We start from the raw sequence: 20953 nt of genomic DNA, 5'->3' as shown, positions 1-20953 counted from the left end.
ATCGTGTGCCGTTCACGGCACACTAAGGGTCATGAGTACCGAAAGAGTGGTGGGAATCGGCGCGGGGGCCGCTGGGCTGGACCCGCTGTACGAGCGGGGCGGGACCGGGACGGGTTCCGAGCTGCCGACCACCGACATGGTGCTCAACATCGGCCCGCAACACCCCGCAACGCACGGCGTACTGCGGCTGCGGCTGACCCTGGACGGGGAGCGGATCGTCAACTGCGAGCCGATCATCGGCTACATGCACCGCGGCGCCGAGAAGCTCTTCGAGGTCCGTGACTACCGCCAGATCCTGGTGCTGGCGAACCGGCACGACTGGCTGTCGGCCTTCTCCAACGAGCTCGGCGTGGTGCTCGCCGTCGAGCGGATGATGGGTCTCGAGGTCCCGGTCCGGGCCGTCTGGCTGCGCACCCTGCTGGCCGAGCTGAACCGGGTCCTGAACCACCTGATGTTCCTCGGCTCCTACCCGCTGGAGCTGGGCGCGATCACGCCGGTCTTCTACGCCTTCCGCGAGCGGGAGACCATCCAGGCGGTGATGGAGGAACTGTCCGGCGGCCGGATGCACTACATGTTCAACCGGGTCGGCGGGCTCAAGGAGGACATCCCGTACGGCTGGCTCGACCGCGCCGGCGAGGCCTCGGTCGCGGTCCGGCGCCGCCTGCCCGACATCGAGAACCTTGTCCTCGGCAACGAGATCTTCCGGGCCCGGACCGTCGGCGTCGGCCGGCTGTCCCCCGAACTGATCGCCGCCTACGGTATCTCCGGCCCGATCGCCCGCGCCTCCGGCGTCGACGCCGACCTGCGCCGCGACGAGCCCTACCTCGGCTACGAGGAACTGGCCCGCGACGGCGTACTCCGCGTCGTCACCCGCACCGACGGCGACTGCTTCGGCCGCTTCTCGGTGCTCCTCGAACAGGTCAAGGTCTCCCTGGACCTGGTGGACGCCTGCCTCGACCGCCTCCGCTCGATCCCGGCCGGTCCGGTCAACACCCGCCTGCCCAAGATCCTCAAGGTCCCCGAGGGCCAGACCTACGCCTGGACCGAGAACCCGCTCGGCATCAACGGCTACTACCTGGTCTCCCGCGGCGACAAGACCCCCTGGCGGCTCAAACTCCGCTCCGCCAGCTTCAACAACATCTCCGTCCTCCCCGAGATGCTCCCCGACACCATCGTCGCCGACATGATCGCCATCCTCGGCTCAATGTTCTTCGTAGTGGGAGACATCGACAAGTAGGTTCAGCTCTCGTCGAAGCGGCGGCGCCAGGCTCGGGCGGCGGTGTAGGCGCCGAGGGCGAGGACTCCCGCGCCGGCGGCCTGGCCGGCCTTGCGGCGGCAGCCGACGTTGGCGCAGTCGGGGATGGGATAGGGCATGCCCGGGTTCAGTTCATGGGTTTCGTCGGCTGAGACGTACGCGGTGGTGGCGGGCAGGTCCCAGCCCTCGGCGTTCAGCAGGCGGTACCAGTACGCGTCGTCCCACGACTTCAGCCGGCACGTCACGTTGACCGACGGCGACTCGTACGGCGTCGGGCCGAGATGCCCGATCGGCACGTGGTCCTCGTTGTAGACCGTGACCGTGCCCTGCGGGTTGTTCATCGTCACTGCCGGGTAGTTCGCGTCCAAGCCCATGTCGTCCCCTCCCACCACGCAGTATGGGCCGGGGCGGAGTACCTCAGGAAGCGGCCAGACCCCGCAGTTTCAGGTCCACGACGGTCGGGGCGTCGGCCTGGGAGTGCTTGTCGCCCGCGGCAACCACCGTGGCGACCTCCTCGTCGATCTTGTCGAGGCGCTGGTCGATCCGGTCCAGGCGGCGCTGCATCAGGTCGACGAACTCGGCGTTCTCCACCACCCGGGCGCTGGTGATCCGGGAGTACTCCTGGGCCACCTGGGCCCGCTCGTCGCTGTGGGCGAGGCGTTCGATCAGGAGTTGGTGGCGGGTCAGGACCGACGCGCCGATCGCGACCAGGACGGCGGCGACGGCGGCCGCGCGCAGGATCCACTGGTTCTGGGAGAACAAGGAGATGCTGACGGCCAGGCAGACGACGACCAGTAACACGTTGGCCACGACGAGAACAGTGGCCTTGGTTCGACGGCGGCTACCCCTTGACCCCATGGACCGACATGTTAGGGGGTCTCGTCAGGGTCCTCGGGGATACGACACGCACGTTCGAGGAGCAATCCGGCCACGACGACCAGCACTGAGATCACTGCCGCAGCACCAGCGGTGATCACCCGGTTGCGCGGGCCGGAAGCACCGACCGCGCTCAGGAAGGATAACGCGAACCCTGCGTACACACCGGTGCACAACGCGCCGACGAAGGCACTCGCTTTTCCGATCAGCAGCAGGAACACCGCGCGCGACGGCTCGACCCGTTCGTGGCGGACCTGGATCCGCTGGTGGGTGTTGCGGGCGGCCACGAACAGCAGTGCCGCGAGGAAGCCCCAAGCGACGAGGGTGAGCCAGGAGACAGTCGGAGCCACCCCACCGCTGGACTCGACCGCCCTGACGATGGTCCAGCCGATCGCCGCCCCGAGGACCACGATCGCGACCAGCAGCCGGCGCGAGGTAGGCCGGACGGACCCAGGGCGCGGCGGCTCCTTGCCGGCCCCTGGTGCCCGGTCCGGACCGGTACCGCCTGACACCACTACTGCAGCTCGATGGTGAGTTCGTCGACCCGCTTGACGCCGTCGGTGCCGACCTTGGCCAGCAGGTCCGCGACCGGGCCGACGCCGGGCAGGACCGCGTCGGGCTCGATGTCCAGCCACGGCGCCAGCACGAAGGCGCGCTCGTGCGCCCGCGGGTGCGGCACGGTCAGTTCCTCGGACTCGATCGTCTTCTTGCCATAGGTGATCAGGTCGACGTCCAGGGTCCGCGGCGCGCCCGGCACGCTGCGCTCCCGGCCGAACGCCTGCTCGACGGCGTGCGCCCGGTCCAGCAGCGTGTCGACCGACAGGGTGGTGTCGGCCAGCAGCACGATGTTCAGGTACGGACCGGACTCGTCCGGCCCGCCGACCGGTTCGGTCTCGTAGACCGGCGAGACGTCGACGACGACCACGTCCGGCGTGTCCCGCAGCGCGTCGACCGCGCCCTGCAGGTTCGCTTCCCGATCGCCGAGGTTGCTGCCGAGCGACAGGATCACCTGACGGATCGGCTTGAGGCCACCGCTGAGGGTGTCCGCGTCGATGACGTGGGGACTAGGGGTCTCGGTCACGAGGATTCTCCGGCTCTGCGCTGCACGGTCAGGACAACGTCGTCGAACGGCACCGTGATCGGCGCCGAGGGTTTGTGGATGGTCACCGCGGTGGCTGTCACCCGCCGGTCGGCGAGGCACAGATCCGCGATCCGTTGGGCCAGTGTCTCAATCAGGTCGACCGGATCGTTCTCGATCGCCGCGTGCACCTGTTCGGCGACCACCCCGTAGTTCACGGTGTCGGCCAGGTCGTCCGTGGCCGCCGCCGCCCGGGTGTCCAGCTCGAGCCGGACGTCGACGACGAACTCCTGTCCGTCGGTCCGCTCGTGGTCGAACACCCCGTGCCGGCCGAAGCCGCGGATACCGCGGATCTCGATCACGTCGGGAGGCCTGGCGGCAGGTAGCAAGGGACCGCTCATTCCGCCTCCTCCTGTCGACCCCCAGACGACAGTACCGGGGACGCGTGGTGGATCCACAACCGCCAGCCGGTCGAAGTACGGCGGAAGACGTTCGTGGCCAGCGCCTTGCCCCCCGCGAAGCCCTCCTCCGGCGCCCCTTCGCCGGACGACAGGACGTTCTCCGTACACGTGACGTAAGCCACGTCTTCATCCACTCTTACCTGCACGTCGGTCAGGAAGAACTGGATGTAGGGCGTGTTGGCGAAGATCATCGCCCAGGCCCGCATCATCTCCGAGTAGCCGTAGATCGCCGCGTTGCCCGGGTGGATGCAGACCGGATCTGGTTCCGGCAGCCAGACCGCCGCCATCAGGTCCAGGTCGCCCGCCTCGAACGCGTTGTAGAACGCCGTGTTCGCGTTCAGCACCACGCTCTCCGCGGAGGCGCCCGTACCCCGCCGCGTACCGCCCGGCTCTTCGGTCATACCGCTCCCCACCTGCGCGCCACCCGGACCGCGTCCGCACTCGGTGCCACCGCGTGGGCCCGGACACACCAGGCACCGGATGCGGCGGCGAGGGCGGAGACGGCCGCGCTGGCGTCGTCTCGTCGGACGGCCGGTCTCGGCTCGCCGGTCTCCTCGTCGGCGAGCAGCCTACCCAGGAACGCCTTGCGGGAGGCACCGATCAGCAACGGCTGCCCCAGTACGGCGAACTCGCGCAGCCGCCGCAGCATCTCCCAGTTGTGGTCCGCGTTCTTCGCGAACCCCAGGCCCGGGTCCACCGCCACCCGGCCCAGGTCGACGCCGGCGGCCCGGATCGCCTCCAGCCGCTCCCCCACCTCGGCGATCACCTCGGCCACCACGTCGTCGTACTGCGCCCGCTGCTGCATGCCGGCGGAGTGCCCGCGCCAGTGCATGCAGATGTACGCCGCACCGCGCTCCGCCACCAGGCCGAGCATGTCCGGATCGGCCAGCCCGCCGGACACGTCGTTCACCATCACCGCGCCCGCGTTCAGTGCGAGGGCGGCGACGTCGGCCCGCATCGTGTCGACCGAGATCAGCGCGCCCTCGGCGGCCAGGGTCTCGATCACCGGCAGCACCCGGCGGATCTCCTCGGCCGGCGCGGGGCGCTCGGCGCCGGGCCTGGTGGACTCGCCGCCGACGTCGAGCAGATCGGCGCCCTCGGCCAGCAGTTCGCGGCCGTGCTTGATCGCGGCCGACGGCTCGAACCACTCACCGCCGTCGGAGAAGGAGTCCGGGGTCACGTTGACGACCCCCATCACCAGACATCGATCCGGCGCTGGGAGTCCCTGGACGTGACTCGGTGGGGCAGTTCGCACTCGACCACCGTAGTGGCCGCGGCTCGAACTGCCCCACCTAGGTGCGTGGGCCCCCATCAACTCCCGGCTCCAGCCGGGGGTCGCTAACCCAGCACCAATGAGGCGCCGCTAGCGGACAGCGCCTCACCGATCGGTTGTGAGTAGGACTCGTTGGACTGGCCGTGCTTCTCCATGCACTGGCCACTGATCAGGGCGGCCCCGCTGCTGATGCCCTGTGCGTAGTCGCCGGTCATGTTCGCACCACCGGAGTCACCGGCCTCGGTGCAGGCCGTGTGCTGGAACAGTCCCCGGACGACCTTGTTGTTGCCGTAGTTCACCGTGACGTCGCGGGCCACGATCCGCCCGCAGGTCCAGCCGGTGCTCTTGCCGGACTTGCACAGGCCGGCTCCGACCATCGCGGTCGTCGAGCCGCGGACCACCACGTCGGTGGCGCCCCAGCGCTCGACCCGGCCCTGCTGGTCCCAGCCCTCGATCACGCCCACCGTGCCGTAGTCGCTGCCCGGGAAGCTGGACGTGCGGGTGTTGCCGATGATGTAGCCGTTGCGCGAGAACGAGGGCCGGCCCGACGTGCAGTGGCCGGCGGTCAGGAAGATCCGGGCGCCGTCGCCGGCCCGGGCATTGAAGCCGAGCGAGCAGGTGAAGCCGGTGTTCTTGTCCACCTGATAGCCACCCAGCAGGCCGAACTGGTCGTCGGTGAGGGTCACCTGGCCCGGCGTCCGCTTGAGCGTCACCATGCCGCCGTGGGCGAGCGCCTTGCGGAGGAATCGCTGGGTCACGGAGTCACGAGCGCCCGGTGGGACGGTGACGACCACGGTCCCGCTGACGGGATCGACGTACCAGGACCTGACCTTGCCCGCGCTGGACCCGACGGCGATGTGGTCGAGCTGCCGCTGCACCGCCCGCAGTTGCTCGAGGGTGTAGTCGACCAGCTTGGGGATCGCGCCTGCTGCCCGGACGAGCTGTGCGGTCGCCTCGTCGGAGACGGCGACCACCAGGTCACCCGCGGGGTCGAGATAGCTGCCGACGACACCCGCTCCGAGCTGGCCTTCCAGGGACTGTGCCTGGTCCTGGACCCGCAGAAGCTTCTGGTCCGGACTCGCGGCCTCAGCCCCGGTCTGGGGATCCGCTTGCGCGCCGTTCGCCGCGATCAGCCCGGCCGCCGTCAGGACGACGATCCCGGTGAGTGCGGCGCCGACCCGAAAACGCCCTGCCATACTTTCCTCCTCACGCCGGCGCCCTGCCTGTGCGACACAGCACCACTACGGAAAGTATTCGCTCAGACACGGATTGTCCATGGGCCACGGCTCTGAATGTCCAACGAGACCGCCGGCCGGGAAGCTACGGGTCCGGCGGCGACAACCTGCCGGGGCAGGGAATCAGCCGACGATCAGGCTCATCGCCTCGGCCCGGGTGACCGGGTTGCGCAGTTGGCCGCGGACGGCCGAGGTGATCGTCTTGGCGCCGGGCTTGCGCACCCCGCGCATCGTCATGCAAAGGTGCTCGCACTCGATCACGACGATCACGCCGCGCGGTTTCAGCAACTCCACCAGGGATTCGGCCACCTGGGTGGTCAGCCGCTCCTGCACCTGCGGGCGTTTCGCGTACACGTCGACCAGCCGGGCCAGCTTGGACAGGCCGGTGATCTGGCCGTCCGGCGCCGGAATGTAGCCGACGTGCGCCACCCCGGTGAACGGCACCAGGTGGTGCTCGCACAGGGACCAGACCTCGATGTCCTTGACCAGGATCATCTCGTCGTGGCCGAGGTCGAAGGTCGTGCTGAGCACGTCCTCGGCGGACTGCCCCAGCCCGGCGGTGATCTCGGCGTACGAGCGCGCCACCCGGGCCGGGGTGTCCTTCAGACCTTCACGATCGGGATCCTCGCCGATCGCGATCAACAACTCACGGACGGCACGTTCCGCGCGTGCGTGATCGAACTTCGGCGAGGTCATAAGGGCTCCGACTCACTCCGCCGGCGGGGTCGGGCCACCGCCGTAGTTCGGGCCCCTGGCGGCCTCGTCCGGACCGACCGACCCACCGGGGATCACGTCGGACAGCGAGCCGTTCTGCTCGCCCCGGGTCGGCAGCGGCATCACCGGCGGCTGCTCGGACGGCACCCGGGTCGACGATCCGGTCCAGGCCGGCCGCAGTTCGCGCTTCTGGATCGGGGCGAACACCCGGGCGATCTCCGCCTTGTCCAGGGTCTCCTTCTCCAGCAGTTCCTCGACCAGGTGGTCCAGCACCGCGCGGTTCTCGGCCAGGATGTCGAAGGCCTCCTGGTGCGCGTTCAGGATCAGCTTGCCGACCTCCTCGTCGACCGCCGCGGCGATCTCCTCGGAGTAGTTGCGCTGGCTGCCCAGATCGCGGCCCAGGAACGGCTCACCGGAGTCCTGGCCGAACTTGATCGCCCCGAGCCGCTCGGTCATGCCGTACTGCGTGACCATCGCCCGGGCGAGCGCGGTCGCCTTCTCGATGTCGTTGCTGGCCCCGGTGGTCGGGTCGTGGAACACCATCTCCTCGGCGGCGCGGCCACCGAGCATGTAGGCGAGCTTGTCGAGCATCTCCGACCGGGTGGTCGAGTACTTGTCCTCGTCCGGCAGCACCATCGTGTAGCCCAGCGCCCGGCCGCGCGGCAGGATCGTCACCTTGTGCACCGGGTCGGAGTGCGGCAGCGCCGCGGCCACCAGGGCGTGCCCGCCCTCGTGGTACGCGGTCAGCACCTTCTCCTTGTCCGACATCAGCCGGGTCCGGCGCTGCGGTCCCGCGATCACGCGGTCGATCGCCTCGTCCAGGGCGTTCTTGTCGATCTGCTGCTTGTTCAGCCGGGCGGTCAGCAGCGCCGCCTCGTTCAGCACGTTGGCCAGGTCCGCACCGGTGAAGCCGGGGGTCCGGCGGGCGACGGCCGTCAGGTCGGCGTCCTCCGACATCGGCTTGCCCCGGGCGTGCACCCGCAGGATCTTGTCGCGGCCCGGCAGGTCCGGCGCGTCGACCGGGATCTGCCGGTCGAACCGGCCCGGCCGCAGCAGCGCCGGGTCGAGCACGTCCGGACGGTTCGTCGCGGCGATCAGGATCACACCGCCGCGGACGTCGAAGCCGTCCATCTCGACCAGCAACTGGTTCAGCGTCTGCTCGCGCTCGTCGTGGCCGCCGCCCAGACCCGCACCACGGTGCCGGCCGACGGCGTCGATCTCGTCGATGAAGATGATCGCCGGCGCGTTCGTCTTGGCCTGCTCGAACAGGTCGCGGACCCGGGAGGCACCGACACCGACGAACATCTCGACGAAGTCCGAGCCGGAGATCGAGTAGAACGGAACGCCCGCCTCGCCCGCGACCGCCCGGGCCAGCAGCGTCTTGCCCGTACCGGGCTGGCCGTACAGCAGCACGCCCTTCGGGATCTTCGCGCCGACCGCCTGGAACTTGCCCGGCTCCTGCAGGAACTCCTTGATCTCGCCGAGTTCCTCGATCGCCTCGTCGGCCCCGGCCACGTCGGCGAACGTCGTCTTCGGGGTGTCCTTGGTGACCAGCTTGGCCTTGGACTTGGCGAAGCTCATCACCCGCGAGCCGCCGCCCTGCATCGAGTTCATCAAGAAGATGAAGACGACCGCGATCAGCAGGAACGGGATCAGCGTGGAGAAGACCTGGCCGATGAAGCTCGGCTTGGGGTTCTCGACGTCGTACCGCTCGATCTTCTGATCCTGGAAGAGGGTCTGCAGGTCGGTGCCCAGGGCGTTGGCCTGGCCGTCGACCCAGTGCGCCCGGACCTTGGTCCCGTCGGTCTTCTCGACCCGGATCTCCTGGTCGGGGTCGATCAGCGTCACCGACTTGATCGACTTGTCGCTCGACGCCTTGGCCTGCTGGATCAGCTGCACCACCTGGCCGGTGGGCTCGGTCTTGTACCCGGACGAGCCGGTCAGGAGCTGCCCGATCAACAACACGCCGACGAAGGCGAGGATGATCCAGAACAGGGGTCCGCGGAAGATGCGCTTCACGTCCATGATCAGGGCAGGCGCCCCGTCCCTCCTAGCTCAGCAGGCCCGGGTGAACGGGCTTGTGACGGTAATACCAGTCCAAGTGTCTCGTGCCGGGCAAGCGTGCTCACCACGAGGGTCACCGAACGACGGTACGGGCCTGTCTACAACCTGTCATCAAATCGCGGACAGGTCAGCGCCGGGGGAGGTCAGGAATAGACGTGCGGGGCGAGGGTGGCCACGCAGCGCAGGTTGCGGTACTTCTCCGCGTAGTCGAGGCCGTAGCCGACGACGAACTCGTCCGGCAGTTCGAGCCCGACGTATTTCACCGGCACGGCCATCTTGGCCGCGTCCGGCTTGCGGAAGGCGGTGCAGATCTCCAGCGAGGCGGGCTTGCGCGACTGCAGGTTGCTGACCAGCCAGGTCAGCGTCAGCCCGGTGTCGATGATGTCCTCGACGATCAGCACGTGCCGGTTGGTGATGTCGGTGTCCAGGTCCTTCTGGATCCGGACCACACCGGACGACTTCGTCCCCGAGCCGTAGGAGGAGATCGCCATCCAGTCCATCTCGACGTGCCGGCTGAACGACCGGGCGAGGTCGGCCATCACCATCACCGCGCCCCGCAGGACACCGATGATCAGCAGGTCCTTGCCCTCGTAGTCCCGCTCGATCTGTCCGGCCAGTTCCCGCAGCTTCGCCTGGATCTGCTCCTCGGTGAAGTGAATCTGGGCCAGGTCCTTCTCGATGTCCGACGCGTCCACGAGGTCAGCCTGACACACCCCACGGCGTGCGACGTAATCGTGCCCGGCAGCCGGGTGGTGACCTGGCACACCCTCAGCGCAGGACGATGAATCCGGCCCGGCGCAGCGCCCGGACCCCTTGCGGCAGGTCGATCCAGCGCTGCCCGCGCCAGTCCGTGACGAGTTCGTCGACCGCGGCGACGTGGCCGGCGGTGAGATCCGTGGACCGGCACCCGGCTTCCAGCGCGGCCTGCCGGAGCACCCGGGTGCGCAGTGCGGCCGGCTCCGCCTCGAGCATGCCGACGTCGCAGAGCACCTCGTCACCAGTACGGCGTACGGAGGTCTCCGCCAGGTCCGCGGCCAGGGCGTCCAGGGCGTCCGCGTCGGCCCGGAGCAGACCCGCCGTACGGGCCAGGGCCTCTGTTACACCCGGCCCGAGGGCCTCCTCCAGGATCGGCAGCACCTCGTGCCGCACCCGGACCCGCCGGTACGTCGGGTCGTCGTTGTGCGGGTCGTGCCACGGGCGCAGGCCCGACGCGATGCAGGCAGCGGCCGTCGCACTTCGGGGGACTTCGAGCAGGGGGCGTCGGAGCAGCCCCGCCATCGGGGCCATTCCCGCGAGCGAGCGGGCGCCTGAACCACGGGCCAGGCCGAGCAGGACCGTCTCAGCCTGGTCGTCCCGGGTGTGGGCGAGTAGGACGACGTCTGCGCCGAACTCGTCGGCTGCGTCTCGCAGGGCGTCGTACCGGGCGGTTCGGGCGGCTCCCTCGGGTCCGCCCTCGGTGCCGACCTCGACTGCGCGCACCTGCACCGGGTCAAGGCCCAGGGATCGGCACTGGTCGGCGGCGATCTCGGCGGTGTGGGCTGAGTCCGCTTGTAGTCCGTGATCGACGATGACCGCGCCTGCGCGCAGCCCGAGCTTGGGGGCTTCGAAGGCGGTCGCCGCGGCCAGTGCAAGCGAGTCTGCGCCGCCGGAGCAGGCTACGAGGACTGTGGTCTCACGCGGAAGCTCGGCGAGCGCAGTACGGACTGCTTCGCGGACCCTGGCGACCGCCGGATGCAGCCGGCCCCGCCGCTCCTCCACCTCCGCCTCGACCGCGGTCACGGCCGGTTGTGCTGAGCCTGCGGGTGCCGGCTCAGCCGTGGAGTCGGGTGACCCAGGCATCGGGGTTGGCGATCTCGTGCTTGGTCGGCAGGGTGTTCGGGCCGGTCCAGACCCGGTTGAAGCCCTCCATGCCGACCTGGTCGACCACCCGCCGGACGAAGGCGGCTCCGTCCTGGTACTGGCGCAGCTTGGCGTCCAGGCCGAGCAGGCGCTTCAGCAGTTGGTCCAGCGGGTTGCCGCTGGTCCGGCGCGAGGTGAACTTGGACCGGATCGTGTCGACGGTCGGAATCACGCTCGGCCCGACCCCGTCCATCACGAAGTCCGCGTGGCCCTCCAGCAGCGACATCACCGCGGTCAGCCGGTCCAGCACCGCGCGCTGCTCCGGCGACTGCATCAGGTCGACCAGGCTCAGCTCCGCCTCACCCTTCACCGACCGCCCCAGCCGCTGCACGGCCTCACGGAACATCGCCGCGTACGCCGAGGCGTCCAGCTCGGCCTGGTCCAGGAACAGCGCGATCTCGGATCGCAGGTGGTCTCGCAGCCACGGCACCGCCGTGAACTGCACCCGGTGGGTCTCCTCGTGCAGGCAGACCCAGAGCCGGAAGTCCCGCGGTACGACGCCGAGCTCGGACTCCACGTGCATCACGTTCGGCGCGACCAGCAGGAGCCGCCCGGTCAGGTGCGGGCGCTCCGGGTCGGGCACGGACGGGAAGAACGGGTCGAACTGCCCGAGCACCCGGGAAGAGAGGAAAGCGAGCAGTGCGCCGGCCTCGATCGCGGTGACGCGGGAGCCGACCGCGGACGACAGCCCGCCGGCGTTCTCCTGCTTCTCCCGCAGCTTGTCCGCCAGCGGCTGCAGCACGGTGCGGAACCCGTCCGCGTTGGCCTGCACCCAGCCGGGCCGGTCCACGATCACCACCGGGGCCGTGGCGGACGTCGCCTGCAGCCCGGTGAAGTCGCGCACGTGATGCTCTGAATCGGCGGCGAACTGCCGCAGCTCGGCAACTACCTGGTCCGCTTCCGCGCGACTGACCGCAGGCCCGGGCCGGAGCAGCTTGCGCGCCACTCCCGTCGCCAACTGCCAGTCGACCATGTCAGCCGCGGTATTACCCTCCGCCGTACTCATATGTCGACCCTAGTGGCATGTCCCAACATGCGCCCGCCAACGGGTCCGACTCCGCGCCTCAGCCGGCGCCCGCGGTACTGCGTGCGGCGGGTCAGCAGCCGCAGGCGGCGAGGGCCGCGGTCGCCCTGTCCAGGGCTGCACGGGCGGCGAGTGCCTTGGCGGGCGGTGAGCTGTCAGTCGCCACAGCGAAGACCAGCAGGGTGCCTGAGCGGCTCCGAGCCAGTCCTGCGAGCGAGTGGACGCTTGTGAGCGTGCCCGTCTTCGCCCGGACGAATCCGGTACCCGTAGCGGTCCCAGGCCCGGCGAACCGGCCGTCCAGACTCCCGTTGAACCCAGCGATCGGGAGGCCGGTAATGAGGTGCCGCAACTTCGGGTGGTCGGGAGAAGCCGCCACTCGGACCGCTCCGGCCAGTACGTCGAGCGGCACCTGGTTGGTCCTCGACAGCCCGCTACCGTCCTCGAACCGAGCCCTGGTGACGTCGATGCCCAGCTTGGTGAGAGTCGTGCCGAGTCCCTTGATGCCCCCGGCGTAGGAGCCACCGTTGTCGGTTGCCAGGCCCACGTGCCGCAGCAGGACCTCCGCGCCGTCGTTGTCGCTGTGCAGGTTCACGTGCTCCACCAGGTCCCCGAGCGACGCCGAGTTGACCTGGGCAACAGGCTTCGCCGCCGGATCCGCTACTGCCGGCTTGAGCCCAGCCGCCTTGATCCCGACGGCGCGGAGCTGAGCCGCGAAGGAGGTCGCCGCCGCGAGAGCCGGGGAGTCGGCCCGCTTCGCCATCCCCGGAGTCAGCCGGCCCTGGTTGACCCAGAGCGCGGAGGTCCGGGCGGCGATGCCCTCGGTGAGGTAGTTCGGCTGCCACTTGGCGTTGGCGGCCGGCCCGGTGAACAGGCTGGCGTCGTACGAGAGGGTGACTGTGCGGACCCCCTCCGCCAGCAGCGCCTTCGCAGTACTGGCTGCTAGGTCCTGGAGCGTGGCGCGAGTCGGGAAGCTCGTGGGGTCGGTCGGTCGCTTCACGGTCAGCAACGGGTCGCCGCCTCCGACCAGTACGATCGAGGCCGGGCCCGAGCGGACCACCTTCGTGGTGAACCGGTGGTCGGGGCCTAGCGCCTCGAGCACAGCCACTGTGGTCAGCAGCTTCATCGTGGACGCCGGGACGAACGGCTTGGCCGTCCCGACCGAGAAGACCGGCTTGCCGCGCGACGCGTCGTACACGTAGGCGCCGAAGTGCTTGCCGAGCGACGGGTCCTTGAGAGCAGCCGCCATGGCCTTCTGTACTCCGGCCGCCGTGGGCGCGACGCCCTCCGCCTTCGCGGGCGGGAGGACCAGCGGCGCGGCCGTAGTACTGGTGGCTTGCTGCGACGAACCGGGTGCAGCTTGTGCTCCACTGACCAGGCCTGCCAGCACGCCTGCGGTCAGCAGCGTGACGAAGACCGCACGGGGAGGACGGGACACCGGGGCACTCCTGTCAGTTCGACGGTGAGAACCGTGACAGTATCTGCCGTATGGAGTTCGACGTCTTCATCGAGATCCCCAAGGGCACCCGCAACAAGTACGAACTGGACCACGTGACGAACCGGCTGCGGCTCGACCGCACCCTGTTCACGGCCACTCAGTACCCGTCCGACTACGGGTTCATCGAGGAGACCCTGGGCCAGGACGGCGACCCGCTGGACGCCCTGGTCCTGCTGCCCGAGCCGACCTTCCCCGGCTGCCTGATCCGCTCCCGCGCGATCGGCATGTTCCGGATGACGGACGAGAAGGGCCCCGACGACAAGGTCCTCTGCGTCCCGGCAGGTGACCCGCGCCAGGAGCACCTGCGCGACATCCACCACGTGCCGGAGTTCGACCGCCTGGAGATCCAGCACTTCTTCGAGGTCTACAAGGACCTGGAGCCCGGCAAGTCCGTCGAAGGCGCCACCTGGGTCGGCCGAGCCGACGCCGAGGCCGAAATCACCGCCTCCTTCGAACGCCTCAAGACCCACCCGCACTAGTTCCCACCCCCGCGCCGGCACCTGCAGGTTGATGCAAATGCGGTGATGGTTACTGCGTCGTTCCAGCAGTTCGCTGACTGGTGCGACCAGAGCGCCAACTGCGCCCTGCACGGCCAGGACGTCTCCAAGGTGTACGCCGAACTCCTGGCGAAGGCAGACGCCGGGACTCTGGTGGACCCGTCCGACGGCACCACAGTCGGCACGTGGGACCTGCTCGACGTCACTCAGTTCTACTTCAACCGCCCGCGCTGGGTGCAGCTCGGACAGCTCCTGAGCTCCCTGCACAGTGGCACCGCCTCAGCAGTACTCCGCACCGCCCGGGCCGAGCTCGCGACACTCCCCGGCGCCCGGCGTCCCGCAGTACGGGGGGTTGGGGAACTGGTGGAGGATGTGCGGCCGCAGTTCTGCCAGGACTGGTCGCTGCCGGTGCGGAGCTACACGGAGTTGGACGCGATGTACCGGGCGAGCCTGGAGGTGGCGCCGCGGATGCGGGTGTCGGTGCTCGCGCTGCAGTCGATGACGCAGTGCATCGGCTGGCCCGGCAAGGTCAACAACCCGCAGCACCGGCTCGAGGTCCGCGACGCGCCGACCATCTTGATGATGAACGGCCTCCACGACCCCGCCACCGGCTACGCCTGGGCCCTCAACGCGAAACGCCAACTGGGCAAGGGCGCCGAGCTCGTCACCTACGAAGGCGCCGGCCACACCATCTACCACCGGACCGCCTGCACCCGCGCAGCAGCCGACAACTACTTCCTCTCGCTGACCCTCCCCGCCCCGAACACCCACTGCCCCGCCAACAACCCAACCCTCACCACCACCCGCGCCGAAACGACCACCCGCTGGTAAGGCGGCACTCCAGAACCGACTTATCGCGACCGTCTGAACCGCCCTACCAGCCAATCAACGAGTACGAAGTCGCCGCCTCGCCCCCGGGTGCCGGCGAAGAAGCCGAAACCGATTCGGAACGGTCTGTTTGATTCGGTGGGCAGTCTGCTGAAGGAGACTCCCGGACCGGATCGCGACGTCTGCTGGGCTGGCGGACCAACGACCTCACGGACGCGAACACCGCCCGGCTGCGCAATCGATTCATCACTGGCACCGTCCCGCAACTCAAGGGCGGCCGAAGTAGTCAGGGGTTTCCCAGTAGTAGACGCTGTCGATCCGGACCGGCTTGCCGGTGCGTGGCGCGTGCACCATCCGGCCGCCGCCGAGATACATCGCGACGTGGAAGATCGAGCCCGGATCACCGTCGGTCTCAGCCCAGAAGATCAGGTCTCCGGGTCGCAGTTCGTCCTCCGAGATCCGCTTGGTCTGGTCGTACTGCGCGACGCTGTAGTGCGGCAACGACACCCCAGCCCGCTTCCAGGCGGCCATTGTCAGGCCCGAGCAGTCCCAGCGGTCGGGACCGGCCGCGGCCCACAGGTACATGTCGCCCAGCTGCGACAGAGCGAAGTCGATAGCAGCCCGGGCGCCGCGCGAGTTGCGCCCGGAGCCGCCATCGTTGCCCTTGCCACCGCGATCCGGCTTGCTCTTCGGCGGCTTCTTCTTGCCGACGTTCTGCTTGTTGCCACCGCTCTGCTTCTGGCTGTTCCGCTCCTCGCGCGCCGCCCTCGCAGCCGCCTCGCGAGCTTCGCGCGCCTCCCGCGCACGGTCAGCAGCAGCCTCCCGTGCCCGATCCGCGGCCTCCCGAGCGGCGATCCGCTTGCGCAGCTCCTCTGCCTTCTTCGCGGCCAACGCCGCGGCCCGCTGCCGAGCGAGCTCCTCGAGCCCCCGCTGCCGCTGCTCAGCGACCTGGATCGAAGTGTTCCGCAGCGTCGCGAGCTGCGCGATCTGCTGCTTGCGCTGTACTCCGATCGACGTCACCGCCGCAGCCTGGGCAGCTTCCGCGGCCTCGGCCTTCGCCTTCGCCCTCGCCGCCTCGTCACTGGCCGCCTTCACCTTGACGACGGCCTGCTGCTTCTGCAGCTTGAACGCGTTGCTGACCACCTGGGTCGCGGTGAACCGCAGGTACGAGCCCTGCATCGCCTGGGACACGGAGTGCGCAGTACCGGCTGACTCGAGTAGTTCTTGCGGGCCCTCCGCGGTGAACAGCGGACCGAGCTTGGCCAGCTCGCCACCACCTTGGTACGACGCCGCCGCGAACCGGCCGATCTGCCGGCGCTGACCGGCCAGCGTCCGCTCGGCCTTGGCTGCCCGCTGCGCCGCGGCCGTGGCCTCGGCCTTGGCCTGCGCGAGCCGGTAGATCGCGCCGTTGTAGAGCTCGGCGGCCTTGCCCGACTCCATCCCGAGCTGCTCGAGACGGTTGCCGGCGGCAGCGAGTTCTTGCTCGATCGCGGCCACCTGGGCGGCCTTCGCCGCGGCCGCCTTCCTGGCGGCGTCGACGGCGGACTGGGACGGGATGACCGGCGGCTTGGGATCCGCCTGGGCCGGAACGGAGATCAGGGTCATGGTGCCGGCCAGAGAGACCGCGAGCACCCCGGAGAGCAGCGCTCTACCGGTCTTCCCAGTGCCCGTGTCCCGCTTGCCGGACGTAACCCCCGTGGGCGTCCGCATCGGGTACTTCCTTCCGCCAGTCGCGAAACCCTTCCCCAGGCTTCGCGAACCTTTGGTCCATCTGGACCACATACGCGACACTAGTTGCCTACAGCCCCATTGGGAACACCTTTCACACTAATAACTTTATTTCACCTGCGTGTCGGCTTGACAAACTACAAGCTTGTAATTCGCGCGCACCAAAAACCGGCGCCCACCCCGAGAGGTGGACGCCGGCCGGTGTGGCTGACGGGGTTTACCGCAGGACGTAACTGCCGACGAGCGGGAGATGGTCGGAGCCGTTGGTGCTGATCACCTCGGCGGCAGTCGGCCGAACAGCGGCCGAGTGCAAGATGTAGTCGATCCGCGCGGTCGGGTTGTCCGCCTCGATCGTGTAGCCCGGGCCGACGCCGACCTCAGGCCAGGTGTCGCGCCAGACCTGGGTCAGGGTGGTGATCTCCGGCGCGGTCGGCCGGGCGTTCAGATCGCCGACGAGCATGGTGGCGGTCTTCGAGCCGGCCAGCAGTTCGACCACCTTCTTCGACTGCTCCAGCCGCTCGGCGTTGTTGTTCGACGTCAGGTGGGTGTTGGCGAACCGCAGGTCCACCCCGCGGACCTTGATCGTGGCGACCGCGAGCCCGCGCTGCTCGCCCGTCGGGTAGAGCGGCAGCAAGGTGTTCTCGAAGTCCTTGATCGGGTACTTCGACAACACCGCCGTCCCGTACTGGCGACGCGGTTCACCCGGGTTCAGCGGCGGCAGGTCCAGGTTCGCCGCGTACGCGTAGTGCATCTTCAGCCGAGTGGCGAACCAGGCCGGCTGGTTCACCCACTTGCTCCGCTCGCTCCAGTGGTTGTCGACCTCCTGCAGGCCGACCACCTCGGCACCGGACCTCTCGATCACCAGCGCGATCCGCTCGAGGTCGAGCACGCCGTCGGTGCCCGCGCCGTGGTGGATGTTGTAGGTGATCACCTTGAGCGGCCGGCCCGGCCGGTTGTCGGTCTGGGACGCCTGCGCGGCGGCCGCCGTCGGCAGCACCATCAGCAGCCCCGCGACGGTGGCCAGTACCCGCTTCGGAAGTTTGCGCATGCCCTCATCCTGACCGGGATGGTGGGGCGGGGTCAGTAATCACAGGGTGTCGCCCAGCTGAATAAGCGGATCAACGGGTCGCGAATTACCGATCGACGGCCAGCCGTGCGACCGCGCCCTTCGGACCCGAAGCCCAGCATGCCGCCTTGGAGCCGTGTCCGGCGCACTCGACGCTGTCGTAGTTGCCGGCGTCAAACTGTGTCCAGCTCCAGCCGCCGTCGTAGCTCACGTCACTCCCCGACGGGCCGACGGCAACCACCGTCTTGAGGGACCAGGGCACGAAGGCCGATCCGCTGCGATAGCCCTTCGGCGCCTGGTCCGCCGGGACCAGCTTCCAGCTGCGGCCGCCGTCGTTGGTGACGGAGGCGGCCTTGATCGCCTCGGTCGGCTTCAGGAAGTCGCCGCCGACGGCGACGCCGCGCAGCGATCCGCGGAACGCGAGGCTGAAGATGCCGGCGGCCTCGCCGCTGGCCATCGGCGAGTCGGTCACCTTCCACGACCGGCCACCGTCCGAGGTCCGGAACACCCGCGGCCGATCGCCACCGCCGGTCGCGAACCACGCGGTCCGGCCGGGTCCGGCGACCAGGCAGGTCCCGCTGGCCGCGAAGGCGAACTCACCCGGCAGCGCCGCCGGCATCCCGGCGGTCGGCTGGATCTTCCACGACTGGCCGCCGTCGGAGGTCGCCGCGATCCGGAACTTCCCGTCGACCGGGTCGCTCAGCGCCAGCCCCGACCGGCTGTTGTTGAAGTCCAGACAGTCGTAGAAGGCAACCGGGTCGGTGTTCCGGAAGGTCTCCGCCCAGGTCTTACCGCCGTCCGCCGTCCGGAAGATCCGCGAGTCCTCACCGTTGCCGATGGCCAGGATCACCGCACGCTTCGCGTCGAACGCCTCGACGTCGCGGAACAGCAGGGTCTGCCCGGGCGGGCTGACGTTCTCCCAACTCTTGCCGCCGTCGACCGTCCGCAGCACCTGTCCCGCGCTGCCGGCGACCCAGGCGACGTCCTTGCTCACCGCTGCCAGCCCGCGGAACTGCGATGCGCTCCCGGTCGGTTTCAGGTCCCACTCGTACTTCGGCTCGTGGTGCCCGCCGCCGGTCGTCACCGCCTGGGCAGGCGCTAGTTGGGACATGGCCAGCAGGACTCCAGCCGCGAGCGCGGCGATGCGCAGGGTCTTCATGAGCGGCAACGTAATACACGTAACGGACAGAACACGAGGTCTTGCCGCCACCTCGTGCCACTGTCACTCTGAGCACCCATTTCAAAGGAGCCGCGGATGAATGACTCAGTGCTCACGTCGGTGCTGCTGCCGATCGCACTCGCGATCATCATGCTCGGCCTCGGCCTGACGCTGACCATCGCCGACTTCACCCGCGTGCTGCGGATGCCGCGCGCCGTACTGGTTGCGCTGGGCACCCAGGTGCTCCTGCTGCCGGTGATCTGCTTCGGCCTGGTGAAGCTGTTCGACCTGGCTCCGGCGCTGGCCGTCGGGATGATGCTGCTGGTCGCGTCGCCCGGCGGGACCACCGCGAACCTCTTCAGCCACCTGGCCGGCGGTGATGTCGCGCTCAACGTCACCCTGACCGCAGTGAACTCGGTGCTCGCGGTGATCACCCTGCCGATCGTGGTCAACCTGTCCCTGAACCACTTCCTCGGCGACGGCCAGATCGGCCTGCAACCGGCGAAGATGCTGCAGGTGTTCGCGATCGTGCTGGTCCCGGTCGCGCTCGGCATGCTGCTGCGGAACAAGCGGCCCGGGTTCGCCGAGCGGATGACCCGGCCGGTGAAGCTCGGCTCGATCGTGGTGCTCGTGCTGGTGATCTTCGCCGCCATCTACAGCGAGCGGGACAACGTCCTCGACTACCTGGCCGCGGTCGGCGTGGTCGCGGTCCTGCTGAACGTGCTCAGCCTCGCCTTCGGCTACGCGGTACCGAGGTTGGCCAAGCTCGGTGAGCGCCAGTCCATCGCCTGCTCGATGGAGATCGGCATCCACAACGCCACCCTGGCGCTCACCATCGCTCTCAGCCCATCCCTGCTGAACAACAGCGAGATGTCCATCCCGGTCGCCGTCTACGGCATCGTCATGTTCATCCCGACCGCGATCTTCGCCTTCTACCTCAGCCGGCGGCGAGTCGGAACGACTGTGTAGCGGAGTTGTCGCAGGTCAGTTGGACCAGTTGGACACTGTCGGCGGTGGAGCCGCCGGGGACCGTCAGGCACTTGTTGCTCAGGCGGCTGACGAAGTGGAAGTAGCCGCTTCCCTCGGAGACGGCGCGCCACTGCTGGTTGGTGCCGTTGCTGTAGGTCCACAGTTGAAGCCCGGCGTTGTCGGCTGAGGACACTCCGGTCACGTCGATCACCTTGGTGGCGTCGTTGCGGTTGTTCACCCGGGTGAACCCGTCCGAGGTCGGCTGGAACTGGAACTGCTGGGCCTGCGAGGAGTTGCAGCTGTACTGCTGGATCACCGTGCCGTTGGCGGTCCCGGCGGCGCGGGCGTCGACGCACTTGTTGGTGCCCTTGTTGGCGACCGAGTACCACGTGGTCGGCACCGGCTGGTCGACCGGAGGGACGGTGCCGCCGCCACCGCCGAGCCACTTGAGCGAGTCCATCAGGAACTGGTTCTGCGCCGCGCTGTCGAAGGTCGACGAGAGCCGGGTGTTGGTCTCGTAGTTCATCGCGTTGTGGCCGAAGTTGGCGTAGATCATTTTGTAGTTCTTGTTCGTCCAGACGATCGGGTAGTAGCCGCTGTACCAGGTCTGCGCCGGGTCGGTGCCGACCGGGAAGCTGGACGGGTCGATCGAGGCGAGGATCTGGATGTTCGGGTTGGCCCGCAGGTCGTTCTGCCAGCTGTACCACTCGCTCACCGACGAGCGGAACGTCGCGGCCGTGTTCACCAGTGACGGGTGCGAGCGGTTCTCGGCCTTCAGCGTGACCGCGGTCGGCCCCCAGGTGTTGCGGGCGAATCGGCCGGTGCCAAGGAAGGTCTGGTTGAACCAGGGCCAGTTGCTGCCGGCATCGTTGTACGCCGCGACGTGGAACCCGTAGAACGCACCACCGTTGTCCATGTACCGCTGGAACCCGGCCCGCTGCGCCGAGGTGTGCGGCGAGTCGTCCAGGAACATCACCACCTGGTACTGCGAAGCGCTGAGGTTGTTCAGTTGGTCCCAGTTGTTCGTGGCGGTGTAGGTGAAGCCGTTCTGGGCGGCGAACTGCGGGAACCGCTGGTTCGCCTCCTTCGCGAAGTCGATGTGCGCGGCGTCCCAGCTCGCGCTGTAGAACGCCAGCACGTTGAAGGTGGCGTCAGCCTTGTCCTGCCGCGCCTCGCGAGCGAACGCGCTCCCGGACGTCAGGCACAGGCAGGCGAGGACGAGCAACGCCAGTAATCGGGCGATCGGACTTTTGCGGTCGGAAAGCATGGGGGCGGGTCCTTCCGTGAGGGGGTACTACCGGTGGCGGTGCAACTTGCCGGTCCGGTTGTAGT

22 protein-coding genes are annotated in these 20953 nt (G+C 68.9%); 4 read left to right on the top strand and 18 right to left on the bottom strand.

All coding sequences use genetic code 11. The annotated features are described in order from the left end of the window. Window positions 1-31 precede the first annotated feature (31 nt). On the top strand, window positions 32-1237 hold the full coding sequence (locus tag ABD255_RS28775) for an NADH-quinone oxidoreductase subunit D (protein ID WP_344219473.1): 1206 nt from the start codon (window positions 32-34) through the stop codon (window positions 1235-1237). 2 nt (window positions 1238-1239) lie between these two features. Here ABD255_RS28775 and ABD255_RS28770 read toward each other — a convergent pair whose 3' ends face one another. From ABD255_RS28770 to dacB, 14 genes are all read right to left on the bottom strand, one after another. Further along, the gene (locus ABD255_RS28770; RefSeq protein WP_344219471.1) at window positions 1240-1629 is read right to left on the bottom strand and encodes a hypothetical protein; all 390 of its coding nucleotides are present in this window, start codon (window positions 1627-1629) and stop codon (window positions 1240-1242) included. Between the two features lie 43 nt (window positions 1630-1672). Beyond that, window positions 1673-2065: a hypothetical protein gene (locus ABD255_RS28765; RefSeq protein WP_344219468.1), complete on the bottom strand. Its 393-nt coding sequence runs from the start codon at window positions 2063-2065 to the stop codon at window positions 1673-1675. A 59-nt stretch (window positions 2066-2124) separates the two neighbouring features. After that, entirely contained in the window at window positions 2125-2643 is a 519-nt protein-coding gene (locus ABD255_RS28760; RefSeq protein ID WP_344219466.1) for a DUF3180 domain-containing protein, read from the bottom strand. Window positions 2644-2645: 2 nt separating this feature from the next. Further along, window positions 2646-3212, bottom strand: coding sequence for a 2-amino-4-hydroxy-6-hydroxymethyldihydropteridine diphosphokinase (gene folK / locus ABD255_RS28755; protein WP_344219463.1), 567 nt, complete (start codon window positions 3210-3212; stop codon window positions 2646-2648). Then, the gene (gene folB, locus ABD255_RS28750; RefSeq protein ID WP_344219461.1) at window positions 3209-3610 is read right to left on the bottom strand and encodes a dihydroneopterin aldolase; all 402 of its coding nucleotides are present in this window, start codon (window positions 3608-3610) and stop codon (window positions 3209-3211) included. Before folB ends, folK begins: the two co-directional genes overlap by 4 nt. Further along, complete coding sequence (locus tag ABD255_RS28745; RefSeq protein ID WP_344219459.1) at window positions 3607-4071, bottom strand: nuclear transport factor 2 family protein; 465 nt, start codon at window positions 4069-4071, stop codon at window positions 3607-3609. The genes folB and ABD255_RS28745 overlap by 4 nt, the downstream gene beginning before the upstream one ends. After that, window positions 4068-4865 carry a dihydropteroate synthase gene (folP, locus tag ABD255_RS28740; protein WP_344219583.1) on the bottom strand — a complete coding sequence of 266 codons (798 nt, stop codon included), beginning with the start codon at window positions 4863-4865 and terminating at the stop codon, window positions 4068-4070. The genes ABD255_RS28745 and folP overlap by 4 nt, the downstream gene beginning before the upstream one ends. 143 nt (window positions 4866-5008) lie before the next feature. After that, window positions 5009-6139 (bottom strand): S1 family peptidase, encoded by a 1131-nt coding sequence (locus tag ABD255_RS28735; protein WP_344219457.1) that lies wholly within the window; start codon window positions 6137-6139, stop codon window positions 5009-5011. Window positions 6140-6301: 162 nt separating this feature from the next. Continuing rightward, a complete protein-coding gene (folE, locus tag ABD255_RS28730) occupies window positions 6302-6874 on the bottom strand; it encodes a GTP cyclohydrolase I FolE (protein ID WP_344219455.1) in 573 nt (190 codons plus the stop codon). 12 nt (window positions 6875-6886) lie between these two features. Further along, a complete protein-coding gene (gene ftsH / locus ABD255_RS28725) occupies window positions 6887-8917 on the bottom strand; it encodes an ATP-dependent zinc metalloprotease FtsH (protein ID WP_344219453.1) in 2031 nt (676 codons plus the stop codon). A gap of 182 nt (window positions 8918-9099) precedes the next feature. Next, window positions 9100-9651, bottom strand: coding sequence for a hypoxanthine phosphoribosyltransferase (gene hpt / locus ABD255_RS28720; RefSeq protein WP_344219451.1), 552 nt, complete (start codon window positions 9649-9651; stop codon window positions 9100-9102). Between the two features lie 73 nt (window positions 9652-9724). After that, the gene (gene tilS / locus ABD255_RS28715) at window positions 9725-10735 is read right to left on the bottom strand and encodes a tRNA lysidine(34) synthetase TilS (protein ID WP_425554551.1); all 1011 of its coding nucleotides are present in this window, start codon (window positions 10733-10735) and stop codon (window positions 9725-9727) included. Window positions 10736-10766: 31 nt separating this feature from the next. After that, window positions 10767-11861: a zinc-dependent metalloprotease gene (locus ABD255_RS28710; RefSeq protein WP_344219447.1), complete on the bottom strand. Its 1095-nt coding sequence runs from the start codon at window positions 11859-11861 to the stop codon at window positions 10767-10769. Window positions 11862-11952: 91 nt separating this feature from the next. Then, the gene (gene dacB / locus ABD255_RS28705) at window positions 11953-13314 is read right to left on the bottom strand and encodes a D-alanyl-D-alanine carboxypeptidase/D-alanyl-D-alanine endopeptidase (protein ID WP_344219445.1); all 1362 of its coding nucleotides are present in this window, start codon (window positions 13312-13314) and stop codon (window positions 11953-11955) included. Window positions 13315-13364: 50 nt separating this feature from the next. Here dacB and ABD255_RS28700 point away from each other — a divergent pair, with 50 nt between their 5' ends. Together ABD255_RS28700 and ABD255_RS28695 are read left to right on the top strand one after the other, a co-directional pair. Further along, window positions 13365-13853 carry an inorganic diphosphatase gene (locus ABD255_RS28700; RefSeq protein WP_344219443.1) on the top strand — a complete coding sequence of 163 codons (489 nt, stop codon included), beginning with the start codon at window positions 13365-13367 and terminating at the stop codon, window positions 13851-13853. Window positions 13854-13898: 45 nt separating this feature from the next. Further along, window positions 13899-14702, top strand: coding sequence for an alpha/beta hydrolase (locus ABD255_RS28695; protein ID WP_344219441.1), 804 nt, complete (start codon window positions 13899-13901; stop codon window positions 14700-14702). Window positions 14703-14966: 264 nt separating this feature from the next. Here ABD255_RS28695 and ABD255_RS28690 read toward each other — a convergent pair whose 3' ends face one another. The 3 genes from ABD255_RS28690 to ABD255_RS28680 all read right to left on the bottom strand — a co-directional run bounded on the left by ABD255_RS28690 (window position 14967) and on the right by ABD255_RS28680 (window position 18652). Then, window positions 14967-16409 carry a C40 family peptidase gene (locus ABD255_RS28690; protein WP_344219439.1) on the bottom strand — a complete coding sequence of 481 codons (1443 nt, stop codon included), beginning with the start codon at window positions 16407-16409 and terminating at the stop codon, window positions 14967-14969. Window positions 16410-16644: 235 nt separating this feature from the next. Next, window positions 16645-17475: an endonuclease/exonuclease/phosphatase family protein gene (locus ABD255_RS28685; RefSeq protein WP_344219437.1), complete on the bottom strand. Its 831-nt coding sequence runs from the start codon at window positions 17473-17475 to the stop codon at window positions 16645-16647. A gap of 85 nt (window positions 17476-17560) precedes the next feature. Further along, a complete protein-coding gene (locus tag ABD255_RS28680) occupies window positions 17561-18652 on the bottom strand; it encodes a WD40/YVTN/BNR-like repeat-containing protein (RefSeq protein ID WP_344219435.1) in 1092 nt (363 codons plus the stop codon). Between the two features lie 96 nt (window positions 18653-18748). Between ABD255_RS28680 and ABD255_RS28675 the strand changes: the two genes are divergently transcribed. Further along, on the top strand, window positions 18749-19621 hold the full coding sequence (locus ABD255_RS28675) for a bile acid:sodium symporter family protein (RefSeq protein ID WP_344219433.1): 873 nt from the start codon (window positions 18749-18751) through the stop codon (window positions 19619-19621). On the opposite strand, the gene ABD255_RS28670 is transcribed toward ABD255_RS28675, so the two are convergent. Next, window positions 19590-20888 (bottom strand): ThuA domain-containing protein, encoded by a 1299-nt coding sequence (locus ABD255_RS28670; protein ID WP_344219431.1) that lies wholly within the window; start codon window positions 20886-20888, stop codon window positions 19590-19592. The genes ABD255_RS28675 and ABD255_RS28670 overlap by 32 nt on opposite strands. Between the last annotated feature and the right edge of the window lie 65 nt (window positions 20889-20953).

Origin of the sequence: Kribbella sancticallisti (assembly GCF_039530625.1) — a bacterium.
GTDB lineage: Bacteria > Actinomycetota > Actinomycetes > Propionibacteriales > Kribbellaceae > Kribbella > Kribbella sancticallisti.
This window is presented reverse-complemented; position numbering and strand designations above follow the sequence as displayed.

Excerpts from the sequence above, each read along its gene's own strand:
- ABD255_RS28775 (WP_344219473.1), top strand. The coding sequence starts at position 32 with ATGAGTACCGAAAGAGTGGTGGGAATCGGCGCGGGGGCCGCTGGGCTG.
- ABD255_RS28770 (WP_344219471.1), bottom strand. The coding sequence starts at position 1,629 with ATGGGCTTGGACGCGAACTACCCGGCAGTGACGATGAACAACCCGCAG.
- folB (WP_344219461.1), bottom strand. The coding sequence starts at position 3,610 with ATGAGCGGTCCCTTGCTACCTGCCGCCAGGCCTCCCGACGTGATCGAG.
- ABD255_RS28745 (WP_344219459.1), bottom strand. The coding sequence starts at position 4,071 with ATGACCGAAGAGCCGGGCGGTACGCGGCGGGGTACGGGCGCCTCCGCG.
- folP (WP_344219583.1), bottom strand. The coding sequence starts at position 4,865 with ATGGGGGTCGTCAACGTGACCCCGGACTCCTTCTCCGACGGCGGTGAG.
- ABD255_RS28735 (WP_344219457.1), bottom strand. The coding sequence starts at position 6,139 with ATGGCAGGGCGTTTTCGGGTCGGCGCCGCACTCACCGGGATCGTCGTC.
- folE (WP_344219455.1), bottom strand. The coding sequence starts at position 6,874 with ATGACCTCGCCGAAGTTCGATCACGCACGCGCGGAACGTGCCGTCCGT.
- ftsH (WP_344219453.1), bottom strand. The coding sequence starts at position 8,917 with ATGGACGTGAAGCGCATCTTCCGCGGACCCCTGTTCTGGATCATCCTC.
- ABD255_RS28710 (WP_344219447.1), bottom strand. The coding sequence starts at position 11,861 with ATGAGTACGGCGGAGGGTAATACCGCGGCTGACATGGTCGACTGGCAG.
- ABD255_RS28700 (WP_344219443.1), top strand. The coding sequence starts at position 13,365 with ATGGAGTTCGACGTCTTCATCGAGATCCCCAAGGGCACCCGCAACAAG.
- ABD255_RS28695 (WP_344219441.1), top strand. The coding sequence starts at position 13,899 with ATGGTTACTGCGTCGTTCCAGCAGTTCGCTGACTGGTGCGACCAGAGC.
- ABD255_RS28690 (WP_344219439.1), bottom strand. The coding sequence starts at position 16,409 with ATGCGGACGCCCACGGGGGTTACGTCCGGCAAGCGGGACACGGGCACT.
- ABD255_RS28685 (WP_344219437.1), bottom strand. The coding sequence starts at position 17,475 with ATGCGCAAACTTCCGAAGCGGGTACTGGCCACCGTCGCGGGGCTGCTG.
- ABD255_RS28680 (WP_344219435.1), bottom strand. The coding sequence starts at position 18,652 with ATGAAGACCCTGCGCATCGCCGCGCTCGCGGCTGGAGTCCTGCTGGCC.
- ABD255_RS28675 (WP_344219433.1), top strand. The coding sequence starts at position 18,749 with ATGAATGACTCAGTGCTCACGTCGGTGCTGCTGCCGATCGCACTCGCG.
- ABD255_RS28670 (WP_344219431.1), bottom strand. The coding sequence starts at position 20,888 with ATGCTTTCCGACCGCAAAAGTCCGATCGCCCGATTACTGGCGTTGCTC.